Origin of the sequence: Paraburkholderia sp. J8-2 (assembly GCF_905220195.1) — a bacterium.
Taxonomy (GTDB): domain Bacteria; phylum Pseudomonadota; class Gammaproteobacteria; order Burkholderiales; family Burkholderiaceae; genus Paraburkholderia.
This window is the reverse complement of record NZ_CAJMZA010000008.1, coordinates 60566-74128: the sequence shown is the minus strand read 5'-3', so window position 1 is coordinate 74128 and position 13563 is coordinate 60566. Positions and strand designations below refer to the sequence as shown.

The following is a 13563-nucleotide window of genomic DNA, read 5'->3' as shown; positions in this document are numbered from 1 at the left end:
CGGGGGCGGTCGCCTCGACTCAGAAGCTCCAGAAAAGGAAATGGTGGCGCTTGCGCGCATGGGCTGCGCGCGGCGGCGTATTGTTTCCTGGCGCAAGCTGCGCGTGAGAGTCGATAGCCCGTGCGCGCAGCGCCATGTCGTAGAAGGCGCCCACCACCGGCAGGGCGCTGTGCGCACCTTCACCCCAGTAGTCGTTGCGCAACGTCACGCGCGCGTCGTCGAATCCCACCCAGGCGCCGGCGACCAGCTGGGGGTGGATCAGGATGAACCAGCTATCGGTGCTGTCCTGCGTCGTGCCCGTTTTGCCGCCAACGTCGGCGTGAATCCCGAAGCGTGTCCGGATGTCGCTGCCGGTGCCGCGGTTGACGACGTCGCGCATCACATCGACCAGCTTCAGTGCGGCAGGGGCGGGCAGCGCCTGCTGCGGCCGTGCGGCAGGGAAGTCGGCGAGCACGTTGCCGCTGCGGTCCTCGATGCGTGTGACCATGCGCGGCTCGACATAGGCTCCCCGGTCGGCGATCGTGCAATACGCCGAAACCATCTCCTTGAGCGTGACGGGGCTCGTGCCCAGCGCAAGCGACGGCACGGGGTCCAGTGCGCTCTCGCGTATGCCCATCTCGCGCGCAAGCGTAGCGACTTTCGCAGGGCCTTCGCGCTGCATGAGCTGGGCTGTCACGCGGTTACGTGAAAAGGCGAAGGCGTCACGCAGCGACATCGGCCGGCCGGTTGGCGGCTCCGGATCGGTCGGCTTCCATACCGCAGTGCCCTTCAGCGGGATCGCGACGTTGCGGTCGACGATCGTGTCGCCTGGCTGCGCGCCATCCGCAAAGGCGGCGCCATAGACGAACGCTTTGAAAGTGGAACCTGGCTGCCGCCGCGCCTGCTGCACATGGTCGAACGGCTCGTCGTGAAAATCGCGGCTGCCGACCCACGCCTTGATGTCGCCGTTGCGCGGATCCATCGCGACGAACCCGGCCTGAATCTGCGTCTTGCTGTGACAGAGGCCTTCGACAAACGACGCGTCCGTCGCGAGTTTCCTGATGGCGTCCGCATCCGCCAGGCCTGCGTCGCGCGCCGAACGATACTCCGGCGTCTGCCTCATGAACGACTGGAACAGCGCGTTACCCGGCCAGCAGCCGGTCCGCTCGTTCCACGCGCCGTTGGCGATCGACTGCAGCTGGCTGGTTTGCCACGCAACCGCCTGCGTGGCCATCGCCTGAAGCCGGGAATCGATGGTCGTTCGCACGACGAGTCCATCGGAATAGATGTTGTAGCCATTGCTATCCGCCCAGGCAGTCAGCCACTTGCGCAACTGGGCTGAGAAGTGCGGGGCCGCGCCAACCTGTTCGGACTGAGGCTCGAAATTGACGTTGATCGGCTGGTGTTTTAGCCAGGCGTACGCGTGCGCATCGAGCTTGCCGTACTTCACCATCTGCGCGAGCACCGTGTTGCGGCGCTCCAGCGCGCGATCAGGATTGAGCACCGGGTTGTATGCGCTGTTCGCCTTGAGCATGCCAACGAGCGTCGCACTCTCGAGGACATCGAGATCGGCGGCTGGTTTGCCGAAGTACGTTCGCGCGGCCATCTCCACGCCGTATGCGTTGTACAGAAAGGGCACCGTGTTCAGGTACGTCTCGAGGATCTGGTCTTTGCTGTAGACGGACTCGATCTTGAACGCGGTGATCGCTTCCTTGAGCTTGCGCGTCAACGTTGGCGCGCGGCCGATTTCATCCGGATACAGGTTGCGTGCGAGCTGCTGGGTGAGGGTGGAGCCGCCCTGGCGACTGCCCGTGAACGTATGGACCGCGGCCCCCGCAACGCGCTGAAGGTCAATGCCGTGATGCTCGTAAAAGCGGTGATCCTCGGTCGCGATCAGGGCGTCCACCACATGCGGCGAAATCTGGTTGAGCGTGACCCATTCGCGATTGACCGGCTTGAACTCGGCGAGCACGTTGCCGTCGGCGGAGAGGATCAGCGCGGGACGATCGACGCGGGCCTTGCGGATGTCACCGAGGCGCGGGGTGAATGGAATGAGCGCTGCCGTGTAGGCCAGCGAAAGCACCGGCAATGCAGCGAGCGTCAGGACGATGCCACGGCGTGTCGGGTGGCAAATACCGTGCAGCGCCGCGCGAAAAACGCGGCGTGCCTTCGCGCCGGCCGTGGCGGCTAGCGAGCGGACACGGTTCACCCAGCGTGCGCAGAGTTCACGAAATAGCGACACATAAGGGTGATTCACGGTGGCTGCGCAATGGACGAAAGGCCGGATCGTACCAAAGCGCTGATGCGTTTCAGGCCGCAAAAGAGGCCTTCCTGCCCGACGCTAACAGATGATTACACTTGTTTCGAATTGGCGGCATGGCGCGCTCGATGCGAGGCGCCGGCGACGACGCAAGGACGCCCGTCGCCACGGACTTCAGCGATGCGGCGGCCGTCGTGCTAGTATACCCCCCTACCCTATAAGGAGCCGCCTTGAGTCATACCATTCGCGAGAAACAGAAGCTGCTCAACCGGGTTCGCAGGATCAAGGGGCAGATTGAGGCGATCGAGCGGGCCCTGGAGGAGGAGCGTGGCTGCATGGACGTGCTTCAGCTCATCACCAGCTCGCGGGGCGCGATGAACGGACTGCTTGCGGTGGTGCTCGAGGACCATATCCGCACGCATCTCGTGGACGCCGAACCGGCCGACGAACACGGCAGCGGCACGGAACAGTTAATCGAAGTGGTTCACAGTTACTTCAAGTGAAAGACGTGATGAGCAGGTTTGAAGATGCGGCCTTCGGGGCCGGGCACGACCATATTTTTCTCGGCAACGCCCACGAGGACAACGAACGCCGGACCTGGATGGTGATCGCGCTCTGTAGCGCCATGATGGTCGCCGAGATCGTGGGCGGAAGCCTGTTCGGCTCGCTCGCGCTCGTGGCGGACGGACTGCATATGTCGACGCACGCGGGGGCGATGCTGATCGCGGCGCTTGCCTACACCTATGCGCGCCGCCACGCCCGCGACCCACGCTTCGTTTTCGGGACCGGCAAGCTGGGCGACCTCGCCGGTTTCACCAGCGCCATCGTGCTTGCAATGATCGCACTCCTGATTGGTTACGAGGCGGTGTGCCGCCTGTTCGCACCGGTCCCGATCCATTTCGGTGAGGCGATACCCATTGCCGTTGTTGGCCTGCTCGTCAATCTTGCCAGTGTCTGGCTGCTCAGCGGCGGTCATCACGGGCACAGTCATGGTCACGGCCACGATCATGGGCATAGCCATGCGCACGGCCACGGCCACGACGGTCACGAACATGAAGAAGCGCGGGAGATCGTCACGGCAGCAGGGCGCTTCAGCGTTTCGATTTTCGAGGACGGCGTGCCCCCGGTATTCCGTCTCCACACGCAGGCGCTCACGTGCGATCCCGCAGACGTGCGCATGACGACAATTCGTGAAAACGGGCAGCGGCAGACGTTCGAGTTCGTGGCCCGCGACGGCTATCTGGAATCGAAGGACGACATACCGGAACCCCATGCCTTCAAGGTCATCGTTCAGCTTCCCGATGGCGAGCATGCAATCGAGTTTGAAGAGCATGACCATGACGACGCACACGCTGCGGCGGCACGCGACCACAACATCCGCGCGGCGTATGCCCACGTGATTGCCGATGCAGCGGTTTCCGTGCTGGCGATTATCGGACTGCTGCTTGCCCGCGCGTTCGGGTGGCTATGGATGGACCCGCTTGCGGGCATTGTGGGCGCGGTGGTGATCGCGAACTGGTCGTGGAGTCTTCTGCGCGACACCGGAGCCATTCTGCTGGACATGAATTCGGATCAGCGCACGGCCGAGGGCGTGCGCAACCTGATCGAAGACAACGGCGACCGGGTGCTCGACCTTCACGTCTGGCGTGTGGGGCCCGGGCACCTGAGTGCCGTTGTGTCGGTCGCAACGGACCAGGCTTCACGCGGCCCGGACTTCTATCATGGCGCGCTTCGCCGCTTCCGGAGCCTGTCTCATGTCACGGTCGAAGTGAATCCGCTGCGCGCGGCGGTGTGAACGATGGCTGTGAAATCACCTTGCATCGACGTGTGCGCGTTCCACGGCAAAAGCGGGCTTTGTACCGGCTGCTTTCGTACCCGGGACGAGATCCGGGCCTGGAAGAAGATGACTGACCATATGCGTCACCAGATCCTCAATGACCGGCCGCGGCGGGAAGCAAAAATAAAGGCGGCCGGATCTGTGCGCTGAAAGTGCTTTGTGCTTTCGAGGCGGGTAGCCCGATCAGCACTCGCCTTTCTTGGCGTGTCCGGGCGGGCAGTGCCAGCCCTTGTCATGGTGATGGTGCTTTTCCCAATCGTCGCGTTCCCAGTAGCGGTGGCCGTCCCAATAGCGGTCGCCATGCCAGCCCGGCGTAATGACGACAGCGGGAGGCGGCGGGGCGACCACGACAGGGGTACCCACGTTGATGCCTACGTTGACATCGGCGGCGTGTGCCGCGCCGGTCACGCCGATTGCAATGGCAGCGAGTGCCAACTGTGCGAGTGCTGGTTTCTTCATGGAACAGTCCCCCAAATTTCAACGTGCCTGGATTGGATTTTGCTGAGCAACAAAAAACCCACTCGAAGGCGGGTTCACTGGCAGGGAGCATTTATACCGGATTTGCGGGGGTTTTGCCCACCAGTTGGCTGAAGTCGGGGAAGGAATATTTGGCCGGTGGATGCACCGCGCAGCGTTGCCAGCGCCGCATCGTTCGAGAATCAGGTCGGCGTTGCATCGGGAGAGGGCGCTTGCGTCGACTCATCATTTCGAATATATTGGAAATATGGAAGAGAAAGACATCATCTGTGCCCTCGCGGCGCTCGCCCACGAATTGCGCCTGCGCGTGTTCCGCATGCTGGTCGTCGCCGGCCCGGGCGGATTGACGCCGGGCGTGATCGCGGCGCAGCTCGATATTCCTAACGCGACGCTCTCCTTTCACCTGAAGGAGTTGATGCACGCCGGGCTGGTCACGCAGGAGCGCGAGGGGCGCAGCCTGATCTACCGGGCTGCCTATGAGCAGATGAACGCAGTCCTCGGCTTTCTGACCGAGAACTGTTGCCAAGGGCAGCCTTGTCTGGATCAGGGCGCCGGTTCATGCCAATGCTGATGGAGAACCCTCATGAAGCGGTTTCATATCCACGTCCACGTTGACGATATCGCAGCCAGTGTCATGTTCTATTCGAAGCTGTTCGGCGCTGAGCCCACGCGCGTCGAGGCGGACTACGCGAAATGGATGCTGGACGATCCCCGCGTGAACTTTGCGATATCCACACGCGGCGCGAAAACCGGCGTGGACCACCTGGGTTTCCAGGTCGACGACCCAGCCGAGCTGGCCGAACTCGCCCAGCGTGCGCAGGCCGCGGACATGGCGCTGCTCGACCAGGGCGAAACCACCTGCTGCTATGCGCGCAGCGACAAGCACTGGATCGTCGATCCGCAAGGGATCGCCTGGGAGCACTTCCATACGCTCGACAGCGCCGCGGTCTACGGCGAGAGCCGCCAGGGCGCGCAACCGTCAAGCGCGCCGGCGTGCTGCGGCCCGCGTGGCAAGCCCGTTGGTGTTCCCGTGAAGCCCGCTGGTTCGGCCTGCTGCTGAATGAGCATCGCGGCCGACACGATTGACAACCTGCTGTTGATTTGCACAGGCAATTCGCCATGACCACGAACGTACTCATTCTCTGCACGCACAATTCCGCGCGCAGCGTGCTCTCGGAGGGCATGCTGAACCACTGGGCGCGCAAACTCGGCAAGGACGTGCGTGCGTTCAGCGCGGGCAGCGCGCCGAGCGGCCGCATCAATCCGTTCGCGCTCGAAGCATTGACGCGCGCGGGCATCGACACACAGGGCTATCGCAGCAAGAGCTGGGACGAGTTCGCTCAGGACGGCGCGCCGCCCATGCGTATCGTCATTACGGTGTGCGACAGCGCGGCCGCCGAGGCGTGCCCGTTCTGGCCCGGCAGCCCGGTCAAGGTGCACTGGGGCTACGCCGATCCGTCGAATGCACCGGGGGGCGATGAAGGCAAGCGCCAGGCGTTCGAGCTTACGCGCCAGGCCATCGGCTATCGCATGTTGCAGTTGCTCGAGCTTCCGCTCGCGCGCCTGGACAATGTCGAGCTTCAGCAGGCGCTCGACGACATTCTGCAGAGCTAATCACTTATTTATCGAGTTGTCCCATGAGCGCCCCCAACGTCGCCGCTTCGCGCAAGACGGCTCCGAAGCCGGCCATCAGTTTCTTCGAGCGTTACCTGAGTGTATGGGTCGCGCTGTGCATTATCGCGGGCATTCTGCTCGGCCAGGTGCTGCCCGGCGTCTTCCAGACGATCGGCCGGATGGAGTATGCGCACGTCAATCTGCCGGTCGGCCTGCTGATCTGGGTGATGATCGTCCCGATGCTCGTCAAGGTCGATTTCGGCGCGCTGCATGAAGTGCGTCAGCACGTGAAGGGCATTGGCGTCACGCTTTTCGTGAACTGGCTGGTCAAGCCATTCACGATGGCACTGCTCGCATGGCTCTTCATCAAGCACCTGTTCGCGCCGCTGCTGCCCGCCGGGCAGCTCGACAGTTACGTCGCCGGTCTGATCCTGCTTGCGGCGGCCCCGTGTACGGCGATGGTCTTTGTCTGGAGCCGGCTCACCGGCGGCGATCCGCTCTTCACGCTCTCGCAGGTGGCGCTGAACGACAGCATCATGGTCGTCGCGTTTGCGCCGCTCGTCGGCCTCCTGCTCGGCATGTCGGCGATCACGGTGCCGTGGGCGACACTGCTCACCTCGGTCGTGCTTTACATCGTCATTCCCGTGGTCCTCGCGCAGATCGTGCGCCACGCGCTGCTCGCCAAAGGGCAGGCGGCCTTCGACGCCGCCATGGCGAAGATCGGTCCGTGGTCGATCACCGCGCTGCTCGCAACGCTCGTGCTGCTGTTCGCGTTCCAGGGCGAGGCCATTCTGAAGCAGCCGCTCGTCATCGTGCTGCTAGCGGTGCCGATCCTGATCCAGGTGTTCTTCAATTCGGCGCTGGCGTACGGGCTCAATCGCGCGGTCGGCGAAAAGCACAACATTGCCTGCCCGTCTGCACTGATCGGCGCGTCGAACTTCTTCGAACTGGCCGTCGCCACGGCAATCGGCCTGTTTGGTTTCAACTCGGGCGCCGCGCTCGCGACCGTCGTGGGCGTGCTGATCGAAGTGCCGGTCATGCTGCTCGTCGTGCGCATTGTCAACCGGTCGAAGCACTGGTACGAGTGCGCCTGAAGATTCAAGGAGAACAAGTGTGTCTGAGCTGGCGAGTGACCTGACGACCGACCTCCCGCAGGTCGATCCGGTGCTGTTCCGCGTACCCGATATCAAGCGGCTGCAGGCCGCGAAAGCCTCTGTGCATGCGCCGCGCATCCTGCTGCTCTACGGCTCGCTGCGCGAGCGCTCGTTCAGCCGCCTGCTGAGCGAGGAGGCCGCACGACTGCTTACGGCGATGGGCGCCGAAGTCCGCACGTTGAATCCGAGCGGCCTGCCGCTGCCGGACGATGCGCCGGACACGCACCCCAAGGTGGCCGAACTGCGAGACCTGGTGCTGTGGTCGGAAGGCATGGTCTGGTGCTCGCCGGAGCGTCACGGCGCGATGACCGGCATCATGAAGTCGCAGATCGACTGGATTCCGCTGTCTGTCGGGGCAGTGCGGCCGACGCAGGGCAAGGCGCTCGCGGTGATGCAGGTCAGCGGCGGCTCGCAGTCGTTCAATGCGGTCAACCAGATGCGCGTGCTCGGGCGCTGGATGCGCATGCTGACCATCCCGAACCAGTCGTCGGTGGCGAAGGCGTTCATGGAATTCGACGACGCCGGCCGCATGAAACCCTCGGCGTATTTCGACCGCGTCGTGGACGTCATGGAAGAGCTGGTGAAGTTCACGCTGCTCACGCGCGATATCGGTCCGTATCTGGTTGATCGCTACAGCGAGCGCAAGGAAAGCGCCGAGGAGCTGATGAAGCGAGTCAACCAGGCCAGCATCTGAAGTCAATTGGCTCGCAGCACGTCCGGTTCGCCGGTCATCGAGGTTTCAACCGATGAGGTCGGCGCCTGTCGTGAGCACGATCTTGCCAAAGTGCGTGCCGGAGTCGATCAGCTCATGCGCGCCGCGAGCATCGGCAAGCGCGAACGTCTGGTAGACGACCGGCTTGACGGTGCCGCGCTCGATGAGCGGCCAGACGTGCCTTTCCAGTTCGCTGATGATGGTCGCCTTGTCCTCGGCTGTGCGCGAGCGCAAGGTCGAGCCCATATGCGTGAGGCGCTTTGTGAGCATCGGGACGAGGTTGAGTTCCTTCGCCGGTCCCTTGATCACGCCTACCTGGACGATCCGGCCGTCCATGGCGGCGGCTTCATAGTTTCTGCCCACGTAGTCGCCCGCAATGATGTCGAGGATCACGTCGACGCCTCGCTCATCGGTCGATCGTTTCGTTTCGGCGACGAAATCGCTCTCGCGATAGTCAATCGCTACGTCCGCGCCCAACGCGAGGCTGGCCTCCCGATGCGCCTGCGAGCCCACGGTCGTGATGATTTTCGAAGCGCCAAACGCCTTGGCCAACATGGTCGCCGTCGTACCGATTCCTGATGCGCCGCCGTGGATCAGCACGGTTTCGCCAGCAGCGAACTTGCCGCGCTGGAACAGGTTCAGCCATACCGTCATGAACGTTTCCGGCATGGCTCCCGCTTCCACCAGCGTCAGACCGTTAGGAATGCGCATGGTATTGCAGGCGTGCGCGACTGCATACTCCGCATAGCCCCCGCCGGGAATCAACGCACAGACCAGTTCGCCGATGCGCAATTCAGTCACGTCCGCGCCAATGGCAACCACTTGACCCGCCACTTCGAGCCCCGGAATGTCCGACGCGCCGGGGGGCGGATCATACAGCCCCTTGCGCTGGAACACGTCCGGACCGTTGACGGCTGCGGCATGGATGCGAATGAGAACCTCGTCGGCGGCCGGCACCGGCACCGGGCGCGTAGTCGGCACCAGCACCTCAGGGCCGCCGGGTTGTTTGATCTCGATGGCCGTCATCGAGGACGGGACGCGAAAAGTTGACGCAGACATGGATACGACCCCTTCTATGGATGAGGCTCGTTTGATCCGGGCGGACCAGTGAACGAGCAACTCTTGAAGCCAGTATAGGGCTCGACTTTGATGAATTCGCGCAGCATTATTCGCATCGTGGGATGCAAATTTGCATCAGGAGGGTGAGGCGATGAACTGGGACGACGCGCGCGTGTTTCTTGCGGTCGAGCGCGAAAAAACGCTTCGTGGGGCGGCCAGAACGCTCAATCTCGATCAGGCGACGGTCGGCAGACGAATCGCGGCACTGGAGCACGCACTGCGCGCCACGCTCTTTCTGCGCACCTCCGACGGATATGCGTTGACCACGGCCGGCGAGGCCGCGCTGAAATCGGCGGAAAAAATGGAGCACGCCGCGCATGAACTCGTCAGACGAACTCAAGGCACCGATACGCGGCTTGCGGGAGACGTACGCGTCACGAGCACCGACTCTATCGCGCTGGAATTCCTGCTTCCCGCCATCGAGCGGTTGCACGCTGTGCATCCGGAAGTGCGCGTGCTGCTGGACACGTCCACACGCATGCTTAGCCTGGCAAAGCGTGAAGCCGATATCGCGGTCCGCTCAGTGCGCCCGGATAACCCCGATCTGGTCGCGCGGCGCCTCGCCCGGTGGCCAATGGCGCTCTTTGCCTCGCATGCGTACATCGAGCAGCACGGCACGCCTGTTGCGGGCTCCGCATTCGCGGGTCACGATCTCGTCGTCTATCAGGGAAACTGGACGGGTCATCGATCGCAGACACTGGCAGGCGAACCGATACACGCGGGGCGCGTCGTCTCGACCTTCAATACGAGCCTCATGCTGCGCAGCGCGGTCAAGGCCGGCATCGGCATTGGCGAGCTTCCGATCCATCTGGCCGAACATGACGGACTCGTGCAGCTATGGCCGGAGCCCCCACGTGGGGCTGTCTATGAAATCTGGCTCGTCACGCATCAAGACCTTCGGCATACCGCGCGCATCACAGCGATGATCGAGCATATCGTCGCCGCATTCGAAGATCACACGATTCACACGAAATAGGCACGCATGGCATCGCGACGCGTGAAACGCCGGATGATGCCGCGTGCCATGCGTTTAACGCGACGCTGCGACGCTCGCCGATGACCCATCAGCCTCGCACGCCGTCACAGGAGCGCCGGCGACCGCGTTTGCTGCGTGAGCACACGACTCTGTTTCGACGGGCTCGATGGCAGCGGCAAGACCCGTCGCTGCCCGCACATGGCGTTCAAACAAGGCCCTGAGCTCAGGGCGCAGTCCATCGCCGCGTTGAGCCGCGAGTGCGTGAAGCGAGAGAAACGGCAACATGATAGGACTCCAGTCAATGAAGCGATTCGAGTGCACCCTGCTTCGTCCCACGATCTCGTCTACGGTGCGCTTGTGTGGACACGATAGGGCGGCGCCTCGACGCCGGCACTCCGATTCTTGCTGCCTGATCGCTGTGAGCACGAGATAACGCCGATCGAGAAACGGCAGGCATCCAGTCCAGCCGTCAGTGCAAGTCTTCGCGGACTGGATTACGCTGATGTTGGGAACAGCGTAGTTGCGAAAAGAGCCACGTCAGAACGTTTGGATTCGTCATGTCCAGGAAGCGCAATCGACGAGAGATGGATTGCGCTTCTCTCCACTTGCAATGTACGGAGTCCATGCCATGCAGAGTGAATCGAAGGATGGTATTGCCCGGCGCGATTTCATCAAGACAGCGGTTGCGCTGGTTGGCGCAACGACTGCACTGGCCGGGCAAAGCGGCGTCGCGAACGCCCAAGGCACGACGTCGCCGCCCGGCCGCAGCGGTGGGACGCGTTACACCGGGGATGTGATCCAGGGAAAGAAGGTCATCAGCGCGCTCGACGTCAGTGACCTGGAACGCGGCAAGAAGCATATGTTCTATTTTCAGGGCGTGCAGATGCCGACCGGGCAGGACTGGTATGTGTCGGTCATCGTCGTTTGCGGCGCGAAGCCGGGCAAGCGCGTCGCGCTGATTAGCGGCGTGCATGGCGACGAAATGAGTCCGGTACATATGATACAAACCGTGATTGGCCAGCTCGATCCGGCGCAAATGTCCGGGACCGTACTGGCTGTGCTCGACGTATCGCGCCCCGCGCTAGAAGCAATGGAGCGCAGATGGCCCAATTCGGGCAGAGGCGTCGACCTCATCGACATCAACCGCGAATGGCCTGGCAATGAGAATGGCGCCAGCGCGCCGAGCCGTCACGCGGGCCTGCTGTTCAACCGGCTCCTGCGGCCGAACGCCGACTACGCATTGGATTTTCATACTGGCACGACGGGCATGGACCTGACTTCATTCAATCTGGCCAGAATGGAACTCACCGAGCCGCGCGCAATGGCGGAGCTTTTTCCCATCGCCCAGATTTTCGACAATCCTGCGTATCCCACGTTGCTGGCCAACGCGCTGATCGATGTGGGGATCCCGGCTATTACGCCCGAGATTGGCGCTGCGCGCGTGTTCGATTTCGACCTGATTCCATTGTTTGTCGAAGGCACGATGAATGTGCTCAAGCGTTATGGTGTCGTTCCCGGTGCAATGGGACGCACCGGGCGCGACTCCGGGATCTTTGTGGGCAATAGCGCTCATACGATCCTGACGACGCACGGCGGCTTCGTCGAACTGCTGGTCAAGCTCAACGAGAAGGTCAAGGTGGGGCAGAAGGTGGCGATTCAGCGCAACACGTTTGGCGAAGTGGTTGCGGAGTACACGACCTCGGTTGCAGGCGAGGTGACAGGGCGGCGCAACGATGCCACGGCCGAGCCCCGCATTCCGATCGTGATGATTCTTTATCAGAGCCCGGCCAGAGAAAATCCTGAGGACTACTCCGAGTGATCATGGTGCGCTATTGCCTTTGGCCCAGAATGTGAATGAGGTTCCCTTCGGGGTCGCGGATCATCGTCGAGGAAATGGCGGGCGTGAGTGGCGCGTGCGCCCAGACGATTTCCACGTCGCGCTTCGCGAGAGTGGCAGTCGTACCCGCAAGATCGGCGCTCTCCAGCACCAGCGCTTTCCAACCCGTTTCGTCCAGGTGCTGCGGCGGCGGTGTGCGCTTTGCCGCGACCTTGGGCGTGCCAATTCGCGAAACGAGTTCGAGCCGGAAGCCCATGCCGTCGAGCATGGCGTAGTCCGCGCCTACGGCATCGAAGTGCCCCTTCGCTGCGATGGCGAGGCCAAGTACGTCGACATACCAGGCAACCATGGCGTCGAGATTCGCAACGGCGAGCGCGAAATTGTTTAGACGTAGTGCGGGTGCAGCCGTTGGCTGCGGCGATTGTGCGGTACTCATGAGCCGGGCTCCTCTTTAGAGAGACGCATCGCGGGCAGCGACGCGATGCGTCTGGAAAGCGTTAGACGTTTTGGGGGAACAGCGCGCGACGCGTTTCTTCGTCGAAGTCGGTCTTCAGCGTGAGCCGTTCCTTCAGTGCGAGCGCACGTGCGGCGGCGGGGCGGTTGCCGATTTCGTCGACGAGGCGTTTGACGTTGGCGTAGTCACTCAGACCTTTTTCGCCAAGAATGTAGCCGGCGAACAGGGCCCAGCCCCACAGCGCCATATCCGCAATCGAGTAGTGCTCACCTGCCAGATACCGTGTTCTGGCGAGCCGTTCGTCGAGCACGCGATAGTGACGCTCGACTTCCTTCAGGTAGCGGTTGCGCGCATAGGGCAAGGGCTCCGGCGTGTGGTGCTGGAAATGCACGGCCTGACCGGAGAACGGCGAGAGCCCCGTTGCCACGAACATCAGCCACGAGAGCATTTCGGCGCGCCCGGCAGCATCGGCGGGAACGAACTTGCCGTGCTTCGTGGCGAGGTGCAGCAAGATGGCATGCGAATCGAAAACGGTCGCGTCCTCGTCGGTGATGGCGGGCACCTTGCCGTTCGGATTGACGTTGCGGAATGCCGGCAGATGTTGCTCGCCCTTGAACGTGTCGACGGCGATCAGCTCGAACGGCAATTCCAGCTCTTCGAGCAGAAGGGCCGCTTTCATGGGATTCGGCGACGGGTGGAAGTAAAACTTGATCATTGAGGTTTCCTTTGTAAAGCAGAAGAGAAGGTCGATCGGAGATGAAGCTGTAGTTCAAACCCGCGTGGGTCGCGCGCACTGCGAGACTGAGCGCGTCTCACTGACGTAATGGTGGGCGAGCAATGCGCGATTGCCGTTCGAACTGGTGGATGAAATCGTTCGACAGCGTCGAACATGTTGCTGCGTGGGCGTGACGTGGTGGGGGAGTGGATTGACGGCGACGACTGGGCATGCCACGCGCCTTTCGTGAAGCCGTCGCGGATGACTTCCGATTCCTCAGCGCATTCACTGCTTGCGATCCGTTGATGGCTTTTGCGACTAACGGTCTGATTGTTGCCGCGCTGCGAAATGACGTTGACGCCGCGGAGGGTGTGCCGCCCGCAAGACGCTATCCAGAGAACGAAGGGCCCAACATTCAGGCACGTGGAA

Annotated in this window: 15 protein-coding genes; 10 read left to right on the top strand and 5 right to left on the bottom strand. The window is 62.6% G+C overall.

What is annotated here, in order from left to right; all coding sequences use genetic code 11:
- Nucleotides 1-19 precede the first annotated feature (19 nt).
- Complete coding sequence (locus U5A52_RS19515; RefSeq protein ID WP_321935870.1) at nucleotides 20-2236, bottom strand: penicillin-binding protein 1A; 2217 nt, start codon at nucleotides 2234-2236, stop codon at nucleotides 20-22.
- Nucleotides 2237-2469: 233 nt separating this feature from the next.
- Between U5A52_RS19515 and U5A52_RS19510 the strand changes: the two genes are divergently transcribed.
- Genes U5A52_RS19510 through U5A52_RS19500 form a run of 3 tightly spaced genes read left to right on the top strand, consistent with a single transcriptional unit; the run spans nucleotide 2470 to nucleotide 4226 of the window.
- Nucleotides 2470-2742, top strand: a complete 273-nt coding sequence (locus U5A52_RS19510) for a metal/formaldehyde-sensitive transcriptional repressor (RefSeq protein WP_233886791.1) — start codon at nucleotides 2470-2472, stop codon at nucleotides 2740-2742.
- Between the two features lie 8 nt (nucleotides 2743-2750).
- Entirely contained in the window at nucleotides 2751-4034 is a 1284-nt protein-coding gene (dmeF, locus tag U5A52_RS19505; protein WP_321910983.1) for a CDF family Co(II)/Ni(II) efflux transporter DmeF, read from the top strand.
- Nucleotides 4035-4037: 3 nt separating this feature from the next.
- Entirely contained in the window at nucleotides 4038-4226 is a 189-nt protein-coding gene (locus tag U5A52_RS19500; RefSeq protein WP_321910981.1) for a DUF1289 domain-containing protein, read from the top strand.
- A gap of 33 nt (nucleotides 4227-4259) precedes the next feature.
- Here U5A52_RS19500 and U5A52_RS19495 read toward each other — a convergent pair whose 3' ends face one another.
- Entirely contained in the window at nucleotides 4260-4535 is a 276-nt protein-coding gene (locus U5A52_RS19495) for a hypothetical protein (protein ID WP_321910979.1), read from the bottom strand.
- Nucleotides 4536-4800: 265 nt separating this feature from the next.
- Between U5A52_RS19495 and U5A52_RS19490 the strand changes: the two genes are divergently transcribed.
- From U5A52_RS19490 to arsH, 5 genes are read left to right on the top strand one after another with little or no spacing between them, the layout of a single operon-like run.
- The gene (locus tag U5A52_RS19490; RefSeq protein WP_321935869.1) at nucleotides 4801-5124 is read left to right on the top strand and encodes a metalloregulator ArsR/SmtB family transcription factor; all 324 of its coding nucleotides are present in this window, start codon (nucleotides 4801-4803) and stop codon (nucleotides 5122-5124) included.
- Between the two features lie 12 nt (nucleotides 5125-5136).
- Nucleotides 5137-5613 carry an ArsI/CadI family heavy metal resistance metalloenzyme gene (locus tag U5A52_RS19485; protein WP_321910975.1) on the top strand — a complete coding sequence of 159 codons (477 nt, stop codon included), beginning with the start codon at nucleotides 5137-5139 and terminating at the stop codon, nucleotides 5611-5613.
- Between the two features lie 59 nt (nucleotides 5614-5672).
- Nucleotides 5673-6167, top strand: a complete 495-nt coding sequence (locus U5A52_RS19480; RefSeq protein WP_321935868.1) for an arsenate reductase ArsC — start codon at nucleotides 5673-5675, stop codon at nucleotides 6165-6167.
- A gap of 23 nt (nucleotides 6168-6190) precedes the next feature.
- Nucleotides 6191-7261 (top strand): ACR3 family arsenite efflux transporter, encoded by a 1071-nt coding sequence (gene arsB / locus U5A52_RS19475; RefSeq protein WP_321935867.1) that lies wholly within the window; start codon nucleotides 6191-6193, stop codon nucleotides 7259-7261.
- A gap of 19 nt (nucleotides 7262-7280) precedes the next feature.
- Nucleotides 7281-8015, top strand: coding sequence for an arsenical resistance protein ArsH (gene arsH, locus U5A52_RS19470; protein WP_321935866.1), 735 nt, complete (start codon nucleotides 7281-7283; stop codon nucleotides 8013-8015).
- Nucleotides 8016-8060: 45 nt separating this feature from the next.
- Here the strand turns inward: arsH and U5A52_RS19465 are convergent, their stop codons facing one another.
- Entirely contained in the window at nucleotides 8061-9092 is a 1032-nt protein-coding gene (locus tag U5A52_RS19465) for an NAD(P)H-quinone oxidoreductase (protein ID WP_321935865.1), read from the bottom strand.
- Nucleotides 9093-9243: 151 nt separating this feature from the next.
- Between U5A52_RS19465 and U5A52_RS19460 the strand changes: the two genes are divergently transcribed.
- Entirely contained in the window at nucleotides 9244-10128 is an 885-nt protein-coding gene (locus U5A52_RS19460) for a LysR family transcriptional regulator (RefSeq protein WP_321935864.1), read from the top strand.
- Nucleotides 10129-10756: 628 nt separating this feature from the next.
- Nucleotides 10757-11947: a succinylglutamate desuccinylase/aspartoacylase family protein gene (locus tag U5A52_RS19455; RefSeq protein ID WP_321935863.1), complete on the top strand. Its 1191-nt coding sequence runs from the start codon at nucleotides 10757-10759 to the stop codon at nucleotides 11945-11947.
- A 10-nt stretch (nucleotides 11948-11957) separates the two neighbouring features.
- Here the strand turns inward: U5A52_RS19455 and U5A52_RS19450 are convergent, their stop codons facing one another.
- Together U5A52_RS19450 and U5A52_RS19445 are read right to left on the bottom strand one after the other, a co-directional pair.
- A complete protein-coding gene (locus U5A52_RS19450) occupies nucleotides 11958-12401 on the bottom strand; it encodes a VOC family protein (RefSeq protein ID WP_321910965.1) in 444 nt (147 codons plus the stop codon).
- A gap of 61 nt (nucleotides 12402-12462) precedes the next feature.
- Nucleotides 12463-13134, bottom strand: coding sequence for a glutathione S-transferase family protein (locus U5A52_RS19445; RefSeq protein ID WP_321935862.1), 672 nt, complete (start codon nucleotides 13132-13134; stop codon nucleotides 12463-12465).
- Nucleotides 13135-13563 lie beyond the last annotated feature (429 nt).